Origin of the sequence: Piscinibacter sp. XHJ-5, assembly GCF_029855045.1 — a bacterium.
GTDB lineage: Bacteria > Pseudomonadota > Gammaproteobacteria > Burkholderiales > Burkholderiaceae_C > Albitalea.
This window is the reverse complement of sequence record NZ_CP123228.1, coordinates 606,547-622,652: the sequence shown is the minus strand read 5'-3', so window position 1 is coordinate 622,652 and position 16,106 is coordinate 606,547. Positions and strand designations below refer to the sequence as shown.

At 69.1% G+C, this 16,106-nt stretch carries 14 protein-coding genes; 4 read left to right on the top strand and 10 right to left on the bottom strand.

Annotation, left to right across the window (positions count from 1 at the left end; translation table 11 throughout):
* Positions 1-147: 147 nt before the first annotated feature.
* The 3 genes from P7V53_RS02985 to P7V53_RS02975 all read right to left on the bottom strand — a co-directional run bounded on the left by P7V53_RS02985 (position 148) and on the right by P7V53_RS02975 (position 2,169).
* Entirely contained in the window at positions 148-387 is a 240-nt protein-coding gene (locus tag P7V53_RS02985) for an acyl carrier protein (RefSeq protein WP_280153988.1), read from the bottom strand.
* Positions 388-407: 20 nt separating this feature from the next.
* The gene (locus tag P7V53_RS02980; RefSeq protein WP_280153987.1) at positions 408-1,178 is read right to left on the bottom strand and encodes an SDR family oxidoreductase; all 771 of its coding nucleotides are present in this window, start codon (positions 1,176-1,178) and stop codon (positions 408-410) included.
* Positions 1,179-1,278: 100 nt separating this feature from the next.
* Complete coding sequence (locus P7V53_RS02975; RefSeq protein WP_280153986.1) at positions 1,279-2,169, bottom strand: AAC(3) family N-acetyltransferase; 891 nt, start codon at positions 2,167-2,169, stop codon at positions 1,279-1,281.
* Between the two features lie 194 nt (positions 2,170-2,363).
* On the opposite strand from P7V53_RS02975, the gene P7V53_RS02970 reads away from it, so the two are divergent.
* The 4 genes from P7V53_RS02970 to epsI all read left to right on the top strand — a co-directional run bounded on the left by P7V53_RS02970 (position 2,364) and on the right by epsI (position 5,601).
* Positions 2,364-2,882 (top strand): FxDxF family PEP-CTERM protein, encoded by a 519-nt coding sequence (locus P7V53_RS02970; RefSeq protein ID WP_280153985.1) that lies wholly within the window; start codon positions 2,364-2,366, stop codon positions 2,880-2,882.
* A 239-nt stretch (positions 2,883-3,121) separates the two neighbouring features.
* Positions 3,122-4,006 carry an EpsD family peptidyl-prolyl cis-trans isomerase gene (locus tag P7V53_RS02965; protein ID WP_280153984.1) on the top strand — a complete coding sequence of 295 codons (885 nt, stop codon included), beginning with the start codon at positions 3,122-3,124 and terminating at the stop codon, positions 4,004-4,006.
* Positions 4,007-4,027: 21 nt separating this feature from the next.
* Positions 4,028-4,915 carry an exosortase B gene (xrtB, locus tag P7V53_RS02960; RefSeq protein ID WP_280153983.1) on the top strand — a complete coding sequence of 296 codons (888 nt, stop codon included), beginning with the start codon at positions 4,028-4,030 and terminating at the stop codon, positions 4,913-4,915.
* On the top strand, positions 4,912-5,601 hold the full coding sequence (gene epsI, locus P7V53_RS02955) for an exosortase-associated protein EpsI, B-type (protein WP_280153982.1): 690 nt from the start codon (positions 4,912-4,914) through the stop codon (positions 5,599-5,601). The genes xrtB and epsI overlap by 4 nt, the downstream gene beginning before the upstream one ends.
* An 18-nt stretch (positions 5,602-5,619) precedes the next feature.
* On the opposite strand, the gene P7V53_RS02950 is transcribed toward epsI, so the two are convergent.
* From P7V53_RS02950 to P7V53_RS02920, 7 genes are all read right to left on the bottom strand, one after another.
* A complete protein-coding gene (locus tag P7V53_RS02950) occupies positions 5,620-7,836 on the bottom strand; it encodes a hypothetical protein (protein ID WP_280153981.1) in 2,217 nt (738 codons plus the stop codon).
* Positions 7,837-7,897: 61 nt separating this feature from the next.
* Positions 7,898-8,860 (bottom strand): hypothetical protein, encoded by a 963-nt coding sequence (locus tag P7V53_RS02945; protein WP_280153980.1) that lies wholly within the window; start codon positions 8,858-8,860, stop codon positions 7,898-7,900.
* A gap of 405 nt (positions 8,861-9,265) precedes the next feature.
* The gene (locus P7V53_RS02940; protein ID WP_280153979.1) at positions 9,266-10,492 is read right to left on the bottom strand and encodes a pyridoxal-dependent decarboxylase, exosortase A system-associated; all 1,227 of its coding nucleotides are present in this window, start codon (positions 10,490-10,492) and stop codon (positions 9,266-9,268) included.
* Positions 10,489-12,084 (bottom strand): acyl-CoA ligase (AMP-forming), exosortase A system-associated, encoded by a 1,596-nt coding sequence (locus P7V53_RS02935; protein ID WP_280153978.1) that lies wholly within the window; start codon positions 12,082-12,084, stop codon positions 10,489-10,491. Before P7V53_RS02935 ends, P7V53_RS02940 begins: the two co-directional genes overlap by 4 nt.
* A gap of 182 nt (positions 12,085-12,266) precedes the next feature.
* Positions 12,267-13,481 carry an acyltransferase gene (locus P7V53_RS02930; RefSeq protein ID WP_280153977.1) on the bottom strand — a complete coding sequence of 405 codons (1,215 nt, stop codon included), beginning with the start codon at positions 13,479-13,481 and terminating at the stop codon, positions 12,267-12,269.
* A 111-nt stretch (positions 13,482-13,592) separates the two neighbouring features.
* Positions 13,593-14,888, bottom strand: a complete 1,296-nt coding sequence (locus tag P7V53_RS02925) for a glycosyltransferase (RefSeq protein WP_280153976.1) — start codon at positions 14,886-14,888, stop codon at positions 13,593-13,595.
* Positions 14,885-15,973 carry a GNAT family N-acetyltransferase gene (locus tag P7V53_RS02920; RefSeq protein WP_280153975.1) on the bottom strand — a complete coding sequence of 363 codons (1,089 nt, stop codon included), beginning with the start codon at positions 15,971-15,973 and terminating at the stop codon, positions 14,885-14,887. The genes P7V53_RS02925 and P7V53_RS02920 overlap by 4 nt, the downstream gene beginning before the upstream one ends.
* Positions 15,974-16,106: the final 133 nt, after the last annotated feature.

Here is a 16,106-nt window from a genome sequence, read left to right as displayed (position 1 = left end):
CATCTGGTCGAACCGAAGGCGGGCCCAAACGGGGCGATCGCCGCGTTGCAGAGTCGGGTCCATACCCCCGGTATGGACCCGACTCCGCGCCTTGCGCTCATCCCCGTTTGGGCCCGTCGAAACGCCACGTATTTCCAACTCACGACACTAGCCCTCGAGCGCGCCGTGCCGGCGCAGCACGTCGAACACGTCGTTGACGCTTTGCAAGGCTTCGATGTCCTGCTCCGACAGGTGGATGTCGAAGCGTTCGTCGAGCGCGGCGATGAGCGACAGCGTTCCGAGCGAATCCCAGCCGGGGATCTCCTTGCGCAGCGTCGACGCGGCGATGCGGCCGGGCGACTCCTCGAATACTTCGCTGATCCAGGCCAAGGCGTCTTGCAGGTTCATCGTGCGATTTCCGTGGGCGCTCATTGAGCGGTGAAGCCGCCGTCGACAGGGAGGTCGGCGCCGGTGATCCACCGGGTCGCGGGCGACAGCAGGAAGACGGCAGCGCGTGCGACGTCCTGCGGTTGGCCGGCGCCGAGCGGATGCGCGGCCTTGAGCTTGTCGACATGCTCGGCCGAGAGCAGTCCCAGCGCCTGCTCGGTCATCTGCGTGAGCACGAGGCCGGGCGACAGGCAGTTGACGCGGATCTGGCGCCTCGCGAGCTCGATCGCCATCGCGCGCACGGCGGCGGCGATCGCGCCCTTGCTTGCGCAATAGCCGATCTGTCCCGGCATGCCGACACGCCCGTAGACGGAGGAGATGAACAGGAGGCTGCCGCCTTCGGGCGTCATGACGTCGCGCCGGCACACCGCGCGCGCCAGCTCCAGGCCGCCCAGCAGGTTGACGTCGAGCTGCGACTGCACCACCGACACCGTATTGGCGGTGAGCGGCCGGGTCTCGACGATGCCGGCCGCGTGGCACAGCCCGTAGAGCGCGCCGACGTCCTTGCGCAAGGCGGCGATCGCCGGCGCGATGGAGTCGTGGGCGGCAAGGTCGAGCGGCAGCACGCGGTGTTCGGCCGTGCCGAGCTCGGCCGCGGCCTGCGCCAGCCGCGCCTGGTCGCGGCCTACCAGGACCACCCGCGCGCCATTCGCAGCGAGCTCGGCGGCGGTGGCCCGCCCGAGGCCCGACGACGCGCCCGTGACGACGACCCAGCGGCCGCCGAAATCGAGGAACGACGCGCTGTCAGCCATGGCAATCACGCCGGTGGGAAAGGATGGACACGGGTTGCGCTCGAAGGCGTGTGAAGAGCCGCGAGGATAGCCCAACGCCACCCTCCGACCGAACACCGAATCAAGGGGGGCCGGCCTGCGGCGCGGCTGCCGCAAGGTCGTAGAAGAACTCGCCGTTGCGGGTCATCGCCATCACGCAATCGACTGCGTCGCGCACGCGGATCGCCTGCAGCCGGCTGTTGCCCACGCGCTGCTCCCGGATGAGTCCGCGCTGCCGCAACGCGGCTTCGAGCTTCGGAAAACGCCGCCGCGCGATGGCCTCCGGCGAGAAGACATAGGTCGTGACCGTCCCGGCCACGCCCTGCCCATCGATCACCGGCACATGAAACGGCTCGGTGGTGTACAGCGCGAACGGCAGCTGCGGGCTGACCAGATGCTCCAGGTGATGGAAGAAGGTGAAGGTGTCGAAGGCCACGTTGAAGAACACCACCTGGCCGTCGGCCTGCAGCAGCTTGTCGAACGGGCTGCCCGGGCCGCAGGGATACAGGCAGTCGCGATGGTCGTCGACGAACCAGCCGGCGCGCGGGCCATGCACCAGCACCGGGTGCGTGGGGTGCACGCTGCGCAGCACGCCGGGACGGCGCCGGAAGAACTCCGACACGAGGCCCATCATCGACGGCGTCTTGCGCACGTCGAACTGCTTGAGCTTCTGCAGGTACTGGAGCGACGACGTGCGATACGGCAGCGACACCATCAGCAGGTGACCGTCGGGACCGAGGGTGTCGATGAAGGCGTCGGTGAGCTGCTCGATCGAGCCGCGAAAGCCGTGGTCGCGGCCGAACGCGCTGTGCAGCATCACGCTGTCTCCGCTGCGCACACCGAGCGCATCCAACGCGGCGCGCAGCTCGGGCTGGTCGTAGGAACGAAACGCCTGCACCCATCGCGCACGCGCGTCGAGCAGCCTGGCCTTGAGCCACATGCGATACGACCGAGGAATCTTGGGAAGCGTCATGGACGAGGAGCAGGACAGCGGCGCAGGCCGGGATGATTGCGGAAAACCCCGACGAAACCTCCGAGTCGGTGCTCACCTTGGCATGGCGGGCCCGCATTTCCCCGTGAACAGGGGGCCCGGGGCCGGTGCACTTTCGCGAAAGGCTGTGGCACATTTTGTGACATGCCAGCAACAAGCCCTTCCGGGGAGCACTCATGAAACTCAAATCCCTTGCCCTTGCGCTTGCCCTGTGTGCGGGCGCACCTGCGATGGCGGCTACCTGCACCAGCAGCTTCTCGCTCGGCACGCTCGGCCCGTCCAGCGGGAGCTTCTTCGGCAACGACTTCAACTCGGCCCAGTCCTTCAACGACTGCTACACCTTCACGCTCAGCCAGGCGCCGACCAGCGCGACCACCACCACGATCGAGTGGGACTGGTCCAGCCGGCTCAACATCGACCTGACGTCGGTGACCCTCTCGGGCGGCAACCTGGTCAGCTACATCAACAACCTGTGGTCGGAGAGCTGGACCTTCACCGGCCTGACGGCGGGTGACTACATGCTGGAGGTCAGCGGCAACGTGACCGACACCCACTCCGGCTACGGCGGCGTCGGCTACATCGGCATGCTCACCACCAGCGGCGTCGTGACGCCGGTGCCGGAGCCGCAGACGCTTGCCATGCTTGCGCTCGGCCTGGGCGCGGTGGTCTGGGGCGGTCGCCGCAAGTCGTCGTAATCGCCGCCCGGGCGCACCGCCGCCCGCCGGTGTCCATGGCGCGACAGCGTGGCGCATCGCGCGTGCGATTCGCCACGGTTTGCCCCGATCGCTGGCTGCATGCGCCGCGTCTGCAGGCTCACGCGCACTCCGCTGCGTGATACTTGCGCTCCGTTCGAATTCCGCGTGCAGCAGCCGCCCGGCACATGGCACGCGCCACGCCTGCCATGTGCCGTCTTCGCAGTACTTCTTCCGAACGCGTGTCGCTTTCGATCCCCCTGTCCCTGATGCTCGTGCTGTCGGGCGCCTTGACGCTCACGGGCTGCAGCCGCGTGGGCGGTGACGCGACGCAGGTGGCCGCCAAGGTGAACGACAGCGAGATCTCGCTGTCGCAGCTGCAACATGTGCTGCAGCGGCAACCGCCGGTGCCTGCGGAGCGGGCCGACGCGGTGGCGCGCCGCGTGCTCGACGGCCTGGTCGACCAGGAGTTGGCCGCCCAGGGCGCACGCAGCCAGGGCCTGGACAAGGACCCGCGCATCGTTCAGGCCATCGAGGCCGCCAAGCGCGACATCCTCGCCAAGGCCTATCACGATGTCGTCACCGAGAAGGCGCAATTGCCTTCGAGCGACGAGGTCGATCGGTACTACGACAGCCAGCCGGCCCTGTTCAGCCAGCGCCGCTTCTATTCGCTGCAGGAGACGCTGGTCCAGGGCACGGCCGAAGAGCTGACCACAGTCAAGCCCCGCGTCGAGGCGGCTCCCGACGCCGCGCGCGCTGCCGAGGCGTTGCGCGATGCGCACCTGCGCGTCAGCAGCCGGCAGGTCAGCGTGTCGCCCGAGGATGTGCCGCTGGTCCTGCTGAGCCGCTTGTCCGCGCTGCGCGACGGGCAGTCGCTGATGCTGCCGCAGCCCGGCGGCGCGCGCGTGCTGACGCTGGTGTCGTCAACGCCCGCTCCGCTGACCCGCGAAGCGGCCAAGCCGGCAATCACGTCCTTCCTCACCAACGAGCGCAAGCGCCAGGCCGCCCAGGCGGCGCTGAAGTCGCTGCGCGAGTCGGCACGCATCGAATACAAGGGCAAGTTCGCCGCGTCCGGTTCGGCCGCGGCCTCGGCCCCGGACGCAGGCGCCTCGGCGTCGGCGCGCTGACGCCTCGACGGACACATCGACGTGGATACCTCGTCCCGCACGCTGCCCGACGGCATCGCGGCGTCCGGCGCGCGCACCGATCGGCTGCTGCTCGGCGCAGTGCTGGCCGCGCTGGCTGTCGCCTACGGGCCGACCTACTGGGACTTCACCGTCGGTCGTGCAGCGGCCGACGCGCAGGGGCACGAGCTGCTCGTGCTGGCGATCGCGGGCTGGTTGTTCTGGCGGCAGCGAGCCACGCTGGTTGCGTTGCCCGACGCGGCACGGGTAGTGCCCGCCGGGCTGCTGCTGGCGTTCGGCGCGCTGCTGTATGTCTTCGGGCGCAGCCACCAGGTGCTGCGCATGGAACTGGTGTCGCAGGTGCTGGTGGTGGCCGCGCTGCTGGTCGGCTGGAAGGGCTGGGCCGCGCTGCGCGCAGCGTGGTTCCCGCTGTTCTTCCTGATGTTCGTGATTCCGCTGCCCTACACCCTGGTGGCAACGCTCACCGGCCCGTTGAAGAGCGGCGTGTCGGCGGTGACCACGCACCTGCTGCATGCGGTCGGCTACCCGATCGGACGCTCGGGCGTGATCATCACCATCGGCCAGTACGAGCTGCTGGTGTCGACGGCCTGCGCCGGCCTGCAGACCATGTTCACCCTCGAGGCGCTGGGCCTCGTGTACGTCAACCTCAAGGGCTATCGGTCGGCGCTTCGCAACACCCTGCTGGCGCTGCTGATCGTGCCCGTCTCCTTCTGCGCCAACGTCGTGCGCGTGGTCGTGCTGGCGCTGGTCACCTATCACCTCGGCGACGACGTGGGTCGGGGCTTCTTCCACGGCTTCGCCGGCCTGGTGCTGTTCATGGCCGCGCTGGTCTTCATCATGGCGGTGGATCGGGCGCTGAGCTGGATCCTGCCCAAGAGGTTCTCGCAATGAGCGGTCTCACGACGCGCCGCAAGGCGATGGTGTTCGTGCTGACGATGGGCGCGAGCGCCGTGCTGGCCGAGGTCGCCCGGCCGCGGCGCCGCGACGAGGCGCGCGCCAGGATCCCGCTGGCGGCGATCTTTCCGCGCGAATTCGACGGCTGGCGCTCCGACGACGCGACGCAGTTCTTCGTGCAGCCGCCCGACGAGCAGGGCAAGCTGTACGGCGTCTATGACCAGCTCCTGCAGCGCACGTACTACAACGCGCAGGGGGAGCGCATCATGCTCTGCGTGGCCTACGGCAGCGAGCAGTCCCCCGCGCTGCAGGTGCACAGGCCGGAGATCTGCTATGCGGCCAGCGGCTTCGAGGTGACCGACACGCATCGCGCGCCGCTGTCTGCCGGTGTGCGCACGCTGACGGCCACTCAACTGCACGCGAGGATGGTGGGCCGCTCCGAGCCGATCACCTACTGGACGGTGCTCGGCGATTCCGTGGTGGCTGACGAGGACGCGTTCCGCTGGCGCCAATGGGCTTCGGCCCTGCGCGGCGAGATCCGCGACGGCATGCTGGTGCGGGTGTCGTCCATCGGTCGCGAGGCGACACCGGGCTATCGGCTTCATGCGCGCTTCGTCGGCGAGCTGGCGCGGGCCGTGCCCGCGGAGCACCGCGATCGCGTGTTCGGCACGCCGGCGGCCTGAGGCGCCGGCGCCGGGCGCTCAGCGGCTGCGCGGCTGGACGCTCCACACGGGCTGGTCGTTGTAGCCGGCGAGCTGTTCGGCCCAGTTCGAGGCCGAGGTGATGCGGCTCCACGCCTGGGCGGCGCCGCTCGCGCCGTGGTCGACCGCATAGGAGATGGCGGGCATCATGTTGCCCCAGTAGCCCACCGGCGAGGTCGGGTAGCCGCTTTCCAGCGGCTCACCCGTGTTGCCCGAGGTGCCCAGCCCCATCGAGCGCGCCACCGCGCCCCACGAGCTGTACCACGGCCCCGTGCCGCTGACGAAGTTCGCCGCGTTGCTCGGCGCCACGTTCATCGTGTACTGCGCCGCATAGCGGTACGAGTACTCGCTGTCGCCGCTGCCGCCCAGGCGCCCCACCACCGCCTTGTACTTCCACGCCAGGAACGCGTCGAGCTTGCTCAGCTGCGCGCTGTCGTACACCTGCAGCTCCTTCAGGTAGCCGAACGCGCCCGTGAAGAAGTCGTCCATCCACGACGCGGCCGACCACGGGTCGCTGCTCGTGTAGTGCTGGTACGGCTCGACAATGCCCAGCGGGTTGTTGGCCGTGGCCACATAGCGGCCGTGGTAGTGGTTGATGTTCTCGTTGACGCTGCCCACGAACTCCGCGTGCAGCGCGTCCTCGTCGGGCGTGATCGCCGCGGCCTGCACCAGCGAGCGCAGCGCCCACGCCGCCCCGCGCGTGGCGTTCGAGCCCGTGGCCGTCTCGATCACCCCCTTGCTGAACTTGCGGATGTTGTCGCTGTTCTTCAGGTAGTTGGCCGTGGCCAGCAGCTGCGCCTCTTCCAGGTAGTAGTTCCAGCCGCTGAGCAGGTACGCCATGTAGCCCATCGACGGATGGTGCGGCGAGTCGTACACGGGCGGCGCCGTGCCCGAGGGCGTGGGCGTGTACGCGCCCGTGCTCGACGAGCCGATGCCCACCACCCCCGAGCCGTCGCTCATCACCAGGTTCGGATGGCTGCTGAAGCGCAGCGGCCGGTTCGTCGTCTCGTCGCGGTAGTGAATCCCGTAGCGCCCGGCCGCATAGCCGTTGATCAGCACCGCGCGCAGCGCCCGCGGATCGCCCCCGCTGGTCAGGTACGCCACGTCCCACTCCGGCAGCAGCCCGATCGCCGGGTCGTAGCCCGTGGCGCCCATGTCGCTCTGGAAGTTCGACTGCGCCAGCGGCGTGTAGCTCGTCACCAGGCGCGAGAACAGCGTGCTGCTCGCACTCGTGTTGCCCCGGTAGTTCGGCACCATGCGCGTGCCCACCAGGTACGCCGTGTTATGCCGCGGCGTCACCTGCGGATCGGCCCCACCGTGCCAGTGTGTCAGCGTCGTGCCGCTGGCCAGCACCGCGCGCTGGTGGTTCAGCAGGCTCAGCCCCTGGCTGAAGCGCTGCGTGCCCCCCAGCGTGAACGTGGCCGTGCCGCTCTTGGCCGTCGGCGCGCTGACCTTCAGGTAGCCGTTCTCGATCCACGGCATCACCTCCACGCGCCCGCCCTTGTACGCGCGCACCTCCAGCCATGCCACCAGGTGCGCATCCCCGCCGATGGCCTTGCGGTACGTGAACGCCGACATCTCCGGGCCGCTGACCACCGTCTGCGCCGGCGTGTCCCAGTCGCCCGCGCTCCAGCCCGCCGTGCCGAACGAGCCAAACTGCACGCTCGCCGTCACCCCCGTGGCCTTCAGGTCCGCCGTGCTCACCGCCGCCGTGGCCGCCGGAGCGCTCGCCACGCTCAGCCCGATCGTCTTCCACGTGTTGGCCGTCAGGTCCGTGTGCCCCGACAAAATCGCAAACTTCGCGCTCCCGTCCGGCCACCGGTTCTTCACCACGAACTGCATCGTGCCCGCGCTCGCGCTCAGCACCGACCCGTTCGGCACCTGACCCTGCTTCAGCGCCTGGCCCACCGTGTACGGCAGAGCCGTGCCACCTGCCGCGCTGACCAGGTCGATCTGCAGGTTTTGGGACGGTGCGGGAGCCGGTGCAGGCGTGGGCGCCGGACTGGGCGAAGGGCTGGGCGAAGGGCTGGGCGAAGGGCTTGGTGAAGGACTCGGCGCGGGAGTCGGCGCGGGCGGCGTACCGCTGGAGTCGGGGGCGGCGTCGGATGCGCCGCCTCCGCCGCAGGCACTCAGAACGGCCACGGCCAGGGCGATGAAGCGGGCCGAAGGGCGCGAGGAGCGGGTGCCTTGCGGCGTGGGCGTGGGAAACGGTGTCATGTCGTGGAGTCTCGGAGGTACCGGTCGCACGGCTCGCCCCGCCGTCGCCGGAGCGCGTGCCTTACTTCAGTTTGAAGACCCACGCGTTCTGGTCGATGTGATTGATCAGCACGAACACGCCGTACTGCGGCACGTAGCCCCAGCGGCCGTAGGTGCCCCACTCGGACGCCGACGCCGTCGGGCCCGTGTTGGTGGCGACTTGCGTCCAGGCACCGGTGTCCATGTCGAGGGCGTAGACGTTGCCGCCGCCGTGCCACGCGACGATGCGATCGGCCACCGGGTCGTAGGCGATCCCCGGCGAGTTGCGCGAGGTGACGAAGCCCGGCGCGTTGGTCGTCGTCATCTTCGTCATCTGGTTGGTCGTGAGGTCGATGACCTGCACGCCGTCGCCGATCATCACGAACTTGCGGCGCTTGGTGTCGATGGCCGCCGTCACGTGATAGTCGACGTACATCTCGGCGCTGTTCAGCTTGGTGTACTTGTTGGTCTCCAGCGAGTAGCTGTGGAAGGAGAACTGGTCCTTCACGTAGACCAGCTTGGTCACGGAGTCGTACACGGCCATGGCGCCGTGGCTCACGACGGGCGACGACGTGACCTTGAGCGCCCAGCGGCGTCCCGCCAGATCGAGGGCCCAGGTGGCCGGATCCAGATAGCCGCAAGGCGTCATGGATCCGCCCACGCTGAATATCTTGTCGGCATGCGCGATGTAGGCCAGGCCATGGTAGGTGTGGCGGGACACCGGCGTGCCGTCGGGCAGCGCGGAGGCGCAGTTGGACTGCGAGGTCAGCGGGCTCGGATCGACGATCCGCTGGATGGACAAGGTCGGCAGGTCCAGCGCGTAGACCTCGTTGCCCCAATAGTTGGCATGCCCGCCACCCCACACCACGAGGCGATTGCGGGCGGTGTCGACCGCACCGCCGCCCCAGGCGGTCACCACGTCTTCCGGATTGCCTTGCGGCAGCGGGTTGGGAAGCACGGAGCGGATCTTGGTGTTGGGCAGCTCCATCCACTGCCCGGCCTGCATGCTGCTGATGGAAGTGGGGGCCGGGGACGGCGCCGGAATCGGCGTTGGTGCGGGCGTGGGTGAGGGAGACGGCGCCGGGGCAGGCGCGGGGGCGGGCGCACCGCCGACTGCATCGCCGGTCGCTTCTGACGAACTGCCACCGCCGCAAGCGCCCAGAGACGCCACAGCCAGCATGGCCGCCCACAAATGGTTCCTGTTCATACGAATTTCCCTGCCCCAACGTGCTCGTTTGCTTCTTGCGGTGGCAGCACAACCGGCCACCGTGAAGGCGTTTACGGCAATCATCCGCCCACGCTTCCCGCCTTTTGTAACGCGGATCCGGAAATGGTCCGGAATGCTTACAGGCGGTTGCATAGGAATGCCGGGCAAAGTGAAAATTTTACGTATTCGCGGTGACTTACGCGCTCAGACCAGCACCTCCAGCGCTGCCGGGTGACTGAGGAACTGCATCGGGCTCGCCGATCGTCCGTAGGCGCCGGACTGGAAGACCACGATCAGGTCGCCCGGTTGCGCGGCCGCCAACTCCATGCGGTCGGCCAGCAGATCGAGCGGCGTGCACAAGGGCCCGACGACCGAGGCGACTTCGCGCGGCGCATCGTGCCCCCGCGTGCCGACCTGGACCGGATAGTTCTTGCGGATGACCTGTCCGAAGTTGCCGGAGGCGGCCAGGTGATGATGAAGTCCGCCGTCGGTGACCAGGAACACCTCACCGCGCGACACCTTGCGATCGATCACGCGCGCCACGTAGACCCCGGCCTCGCCCACGAGGAAGCGTCCCAGCTCGATCACGAGTTCGGCCCCGGGCAGGCGCACACCCGCCGACTCGACGATGCCGTGCAGGTGCGAACCGATTGCCGGCAGGTCGAGGGGTCGCTCACCCGGGAAGTAGGGAATGCCGAAGCCGCCGCCCAAATTGACGGTGGTCACCTGCGACGGCGCGTGAGCGGCGAGACGAACCGCGAGATCGAGCCCTTTGGTCTGCGCCTCGCAGATGGCCTCGGCGCGCAGGTTCTGCGACCCCGAGAAGATGTGAAACCCTTCGAAGCCCAGCCCGGCGCCACCGATCTCGGCCAGCACCTCGGGGACCTGCTCGGCGTCGATGCCGAACTGCTTCGGGCCTCCACCCATCTTCATGCCGGAGGACTTCAGCTCGTAGTCGGGGTTGACGCGCACCGCCACACGCGCCGGGCATCCCAGGCGCGAGGCGATGTCGGCCAGCAGCCGCACCTCGCGCACGGATTCGATGTTGATCAGGATGCCCGCGGCCACCGCCTGGGCCAGCTCGACTTCCGACTTGCCGGGCCCGGCGAAGCTGATCTCTCGCGGGTCCATGCCCGCATCGAGCGCCACGCGCAGCTCGGCGCCCGAGGCGACGTCGAGCCCGTCGACCAGGCCTGCCATGGTGCACACCACGGCCGGCATGGGGTTGGCCTTCATCGCGTAGTGCAGGCTGATCGCGGATGGAAGCACCGCACGCAGCTCCTCGACGCGCTGCTTCAGCAGCGCGCGGTCATACGCATAGAACGGCGTGGCACCGACCCGTGCGGCCAGCCGCGACAGCGGCATGCCGCCGACGGTGAGCTCGCCGTTGCGCACCGGAAAGCGGTCCGACGACGGATGGCGAGTGGTCATCTTGGGACCTCGGCAGCGGCGCGGAAGTCGGTCGACAGCAGCTTGCGGTCGATCTTGCCGTTGGCGTTGCGCGGCAGCGGGCCTTCGCGCACGTCGATGGTGGCGGGCACCATGTACGCCGGCATGCGCTCGCGGCACAGCGCCTGAAGGCGCTTCAGGTCGAAGGTGTGCGCATCCCCGGCGACGACGACCACGACCACCGCCTCGCCCAGCGTTGCATGCGGCACACCGAAGGCCGCGCATTCGGCGACCAGCTGCGTGCCATACAGCACCTCCTCGACTTCGTTCGGGCTGATGCGGTAGCCCGACGACTTGATCATCTCGTCGCGACGGCCGATGAAGTACAGGAAGCCTTCTTCATCGCGACGCACGGTGTCGCCGGAGAACACCGCGATCTCCGGCAGCACCAGGCCGGACTCGCGACCCGGCAGCGGACGGAAGCGCTCGGCCGTCTTCTCCGGGTCGTTCCAGTAGCCCTGCGCGACGAGCGCGCCCCGCTGCACCAGCTCGCCGGGCTCGTCGGCGTCGCAGGGTGTTCCGTCCGGCCGCAGCACCAGGATCTCGCTGTTCGGTATGGCCTTGCCGATCGAATCGGGCCGCCGATCCACTTCCTCGGGCGGCAGGTATGTGGCACGGAAGGCTTCCGTCAGGCCGTACATCAGGTAAGGCTTGGCCTTCGGCAGCAAGGCGCGCAGGCGGGTGAGCGTCTCCAGCGGCATGCGGCCGCCGGTGTTGGCGAAATAGCGCAGGTGCTCGCCGGCCCCATCGGGCCAGGCGACCTGGGTGAGCTGGATCCACAGCGGCGGCACCGCGGTCATGCCCGTCACGCGGTGCGCGGCGACGGCCTGCACGACGTCCTTGGGCAGCAGGTAGTTCAGCAGGACGACGCCAGCGCCGGCATGGAAAGCGGTGGTGAGCTGGCTGAAGCCCGCGTCGAACGACAGCGGCAAGGCGGCCAGCAGGACGTCGTCGCTGCGGTTGTCGAGGTAGGACGCGACGCTTTTCGCGCCGGCCACCATGTTCCGATGGGAGAGCACGACGCCCTTGGGCTTGCCCGTGCTGCCGGAGGTGTAGAGGATGCCCAGCATGTCGGTGTCGATCACGCGGTGGGCGGGACGCGGCGGCGCGTCGAGAGCGGCAGCCCAGGAATGAACCGCCACCGCTTCCGGCGCGGTGGCCGGCAAGGTCGTGCCGACGACGATCAGGTGCGCGAGCTCGGGGCAGCCGGCCAGCGCCGATGTCAGCGCGGGCACTCGCTCGGTGGAGGTGACCAGCGCGCGCACGCCGCAGTCGCGCAGGATGTACGCGACCTGGTCCGGCTTGAGCAACGGGTTGATCGGCACGAACACCGCGCCGTGCGCCGCCGTGCCGAACGAGGCGACGACGGTCTGCGGACGCTTGTCGAGGAAGACAGCCACCCGCTCGCCGCGGCCGATGCCCAGCGCCCCAAGCGCCGATGCGAAGCGCTCGATCTCCCCGGTCAGCTCGCCATAGCTGATGGTGGTCGTGTCGTGGTACAGCGCGACCGCTTCGGGATGGCGTCGTGCGGCAAGCAGAGGCAGGTGATGCAGGAGAGTGGCGTCTTGCCCCATGCGGCTATCCGTGGTGAGTGGCGGGCGCGGCCGGCCCGTGCTGCGGTGCAGAGTGAACGGGGGATGCTACAGCCTCGTGCCGTGCCGGGGCACCGCCTGCTCTGGGGATTGATGCGCCAGGCCGCACGTCGACATGGGGCGCGCGGCACCTGACGTGACATCCGTCACGCGACGCGAGGTCGCTAGCTGGTCTTCGCCGGGGCCGCCGCCAGCGATGCGTTCGCTTCGGGACGGTCGTAGTCGAAATAGCGCTTCAGCGCGAGGATGCGTTTCTCGAACAGGTACCAGCTGGCGACCGACAGGCCCCACGACAGCGCGAACGCCGTCATCAGGAACACGATGAACATGCCGTTGTAGCCGAGCGTCGGCTCGAAGCGCTTGAGGGCGCGCATGCTCAGCGGGAACAGCAGCCCGGCGACCGGCACATGCACCAGGTAGAGGGCATAGCTGTACTTGCCGCAGCTGGCCATGAAGCGATTCGTGAACAGCCGGCTCAGCCAGCTCGAACGCTCGCTGCGCAGCACCTGCACCAATAGCGCGCCTGAGAGGATCGCGATGCAGGTGTAGCCGTAGGTCGCCATCTGACGGCTCCAGAAGAAGAAGTCGCGGTCGGCCAGGCGAATCGCGACCAGGGCGAGGGCCGCCAGCGCGGCGGCCACGGGCACCATGCGCACCAGGCGGGCGGACAGCTGCGGCGAGCGCGCGCAGATGGCGAGGCACGAGCCGACGGCGAGGCCGTCGAGGTGGGTGAACGTCATCGTGTAGAGCGTTCCGGTGCTGACCCCCATGTGGACCAGCACGATGCGCGAGATCAGCGACAGGCCCAGCAGCGCGAGGCTGGTGCGCAGCAGGCCGCGCTCGGACAGCGCGTAGACGACCAGCGGCCACACCAGGTAGAACTGCTCCTCCACCGCCAGCGACCAGAAGTAGCCGCCCGAGGTCTTGCCGAAGCCGCCCTCGGAGGCGAACAGCCAGTTGGCCGCGTACAGCCAGAACCAGCCCTGCTTGTCCTGCATGCCCTGCAGCTCCGCGGGCGGCGACGGCATGATCATCGGAATGATGACGATGAGCGCGAGCAGGTTGAGGTAGTAGAGCGGCCAGATGCGCAGGAAGCGCCTGCCGAGGAAGTTGCGCAGGTAGTGCGGCTGGGCGCGCGTCTCGAGCAGGATGCCGGTGATGAGGAAGCCCGACAGCACGAAGAAGAGGTCCACGCCCATCCAGCCCATCTGCGCCATCTGCAGCAGCACGCCCGAGTCCTGGCCGTGGAAGCTGCGGTGCGGCAGGAACAGGTGATAGAAGACGACCAGCAGAATGGCCAGCCCGCGCAGGCCGTCCAATGGGACGTAGTGGGCCTTCGTCATGCTCGTGACGAGGGCGCCGTTCGAGACGGGCTTCATGTGGGCTCCAGCATCGTTCGTCGTGGGACGTACCCCGGCGTGTCCTGCGCCCGGGCCGCCGTTGCGGCACGACGGCCCCGCGTCCCGAGGCGACACGAGTCGGTGCGGATGCTAGCCCTTCGGCCGGGTAACCGGCACCGCTTGCTCTGGGGGGTGCCGCGGCGTGCCGGCCACTTCATCGAGCAGGCGGGCCAGCTCGGCCGCCCGCGCCTGGCGGGAAGCGCGCTGCACGCTGTCGGCCGACGCCACCCAGGCGGCGCGCCGCTGCGCCGCACCCACGAAGCGACCGAGCAGCTCGGCAATCGCCGGCGCGGAGTCGAGCGGCGCCAGGTCCGCAATGCCCGCGTCGCGCACGACCTGGGCGGTGTCGCCGACCGGGTCGGTGAGCGCGAGGATGGGTCGCTGCGCGCGCAGGTATTCGTAGAGCTTGGCCGGAATCTGCGCGTTGCAGTTGGACGCCTGCATGACCAGCAGGGCGTCCGCGCGCAGCATCTCGCCCAGCGCCTGGCTGTACGGCACCGGCGGCAGCAGCTCGATCAGGTCGCTCACGCCGGCGCGGTCCGCGAGCTCGCGGATCAGCGCATCGTGCTCGCTGGCACGAAAGCGGAGGCAGAAGGTGGACGCACTGACCGTGCCCTCCGCCTTCAGCAAGGCCAGCGCCTGCACCAGCTGGGTGGGATCGCGCTCGGAGGGATACACGATGCCGCTGTGCAGCACCGTGAGACGGCCCGGCAGCAGCGGGCCGCTGTCGCCCGGCTGCGCCTGGGCGGCCGCAAAGGTCGGCTCGTCGTAGCCGTTCTCGATGATGACGAAGCGCTCCGGCGGCACCTCGCGATAGCGGTCGCGATAGGTCGCCGCCGCGCCCGGCGTGGTGAACACCGACCGGGCCGCCTGCGCCACGGTGCGCTCCTCGATCGCCTTGAACGCGCGCCAGGTGGCCGGGTCCTCGGGATAGCCGTCCTGGGCCATCGGATCGCGAAAGTCGGCCACCCACGGCGTGCCGGTGCGCCGGTGCAGGTTGGCGGCGATCTGGTGCGCCGTGGGGATGGGAAAGGTCGACCAGAGGACATCGAAGCGCTGCTCGCGCATCAGCTTGTGGCCTTCCCACACGCCCCCCAGACGCCACGGCCACCAGCGGTCAGGACGCGCGATGAAGCCCGGATAGCGTCCGCCCACCGACAGCGTCCGCACCGCATCGAAGCCGAAGGCGCGCACCACGGGCACGGATTCGGGAATGTCGCGCAGCAGCTCGGGGCTGGTGCGGTCGTAGGCCCGCGGCTGTACCGACAGCACGGTCGGCTGCCACCCGAGGCTGGGCAGGAACTGCGCGAAGCGCAAGGTGCGCTGGATGCCGCTGGACTTGGCGACCGGCGGAAAGTGGAACGCGACCATCAGGACGCGCTTCACGTCGGCGCCCCGGCCGGCTTGGCCTCGCCCCGCCACTTCTTGACGGCCGACTTGGTGCGCGCCCAGGCGGCCAGAACGAAGCCCGCCGCGGTCGAGGCGTTGAAGGCCTCGATGCCGCGGATGTGGCGAACCGCCGTCATCCAGTCCTTCTTGTAGGCATCGCTGCCCACGCCGTAGTCGATCTCCTCCACGCGGTCTTCGTCGATCGCCACGCGGAACAGCTCGCGCGAAAGGATGGAGCCCACGCCCAGCGGGCCGAACTTCTCGTCGTAGGCGAGCTTGTAGATGATGGTCCTGCGACCGGCGGTGATCCACAGCTGCGCGGCCGCCGCCTGGCCGTCGACATACAGCGCGCCCAGCCGAAGAATGCCGAGCGCCGCGCAGCGCGCGGCCAGTGTGGGAATGAAGTCCGGAAACGGCTCGGGCTGCTTCCAGCTGCTCTCGTACACCGCGATGAAGTCGCGCACCACCGCGGCCGCCTCGGCCGGGTCGCTGCGCGCGATGCGGATCTCGGTGCGATGCGTCTTTTCGAGCTTCTTCTGCTTTCGCGTGACGGTGTTGCGCAGCTGCGAGGGCCGCTGCGCGAAGTAGTCCTCGAAGGTCTGCCCGGCGACGTTGGCGTACCAGTTCTCGTACTGGAAGAAGCGCTCGGTGCGAAATCCGCTGGCCTCGAGGCCTTCGACGAGCCAGCCCGACTCGGGCGCCTCGTCGATCAGCGTGCTCAGGCGCAGTGCCTTCCACGCCGGGCGCTCCGCTGCGATGTGCTGCACCAGCTCGCGCAGCGCCGCGGGGTCGCGCTCGCCTTGTGCGAATCCCGGCAGGTAGCTCAGCGAGTAGAAGTTCGTCAGGCTCACCAAGGTGCGCGCCGAGTCGGTCGTGACGCCGCAGTACAGCGAGCAGCGCACGCCGCCGTCGGCCGCCAGTGCCACATAGATGCGCGGCGCGTGGGTGGCTTTCAGGCTGGTCTCGAAGAGCAGCTCGAACCAGTCGAGCGAGCGGAAGAAGTCGGCCTCGTGCGGATGCGAGAGCTGGCTTCGGACGTCGTGCGGAATGTCCGCGAACGCCGTGTAGGTGCGAATCATCATGTGGGTCTGGACGCCCTGTGCGTCGCATCGGCGGACGGGAATACGCGATACTTCACCGAGGCAGGATCGGATCGCAAACGCACGGTCCGCACGGCCCCGCGCCGCGCGCGAGGCCGCCGAGTGTACTTGCCGC

Bases quoted from the DNA above. Each gene is read 5' to 3' on its own strand.
- P7V53_RS02985 (WP_280153988.1), bottom strand. From the start codon at position 387: ATGAACCTGCAAGACGCCTTGGCCTGGATCAGCGAAGTATTCGAGGAG.
- P7V53_RS02980 (WP_280153987.1), bottom strand. From the start codon at position 1,178: ATGGCTGACAGCGCGTCGTTCCTCGATTTCGGCGGCCGCTGGGTCGTC.
- P7V53_RS02975 (WP_280153986.1), bottom strand. From the start codon at position 2,169: ATGACGCTTCCCAAGATTCCTCGGTCGTATCGCATGTGGCTCAAGGCC.
- P7V53_RS02970 (WP_280153985.1), top strand. From the start codon at position 2,364: ATGAAACTCAAATCCCTTGCCCTTGCGCTTGCCCTGTGTGCGGGCGCA.
- epsI (WP_280153982.1), top strand. From the start codon at position 4,912: ATGAGCGGTCTCACGACGCGCCGCAAGGCGATGGTGTTCGTGCTGACG.
- P7V53_RS02950 (WP_280153981.1), bottom strand. From the start codon at position 7,836: ATGACACCGTTTCCCACGCCCACGCCGCAAGGCACCCGCTCCTCGCGC.
- P7V53_RS02945 (WP_280153980.1), bottom strand. From the start codon at position 8,860: ATGCAGGCCGGGCAGTGGATGGAGCTGCCCAACACCAAGATCCGCTCC.
- P7V53_RS02940 (WP_280153979.1), bottom strand. From the start codon at position 10,492: ATGACCACTCGCCATCCGTCGTCGGACCGCTTTCCGGTGCGCAACGGC.
- P7V53_RS02935 (WP_280153978.1), bottom strand. From the start codon at position 12,084: ATGGGGCAAGACGCCACTCTCCTGCATCACCTGCCTCTGCTTGCCGCA.
- P7V53_RS02930 (WP_280153977.1), bottom strand. From the start codon at position 13,481: ATGAAGCCCGTCTCGAACGGCGCCCTCGTCACGAGCATGACGAAGGCC.
- P7V53_RS02920 (WP_280153975.1), bottom strand. From the start codon at position 15,973: ATGATGATTCGCACCTACACGGCGTTCGCGGACATTCCGCACGACGTC.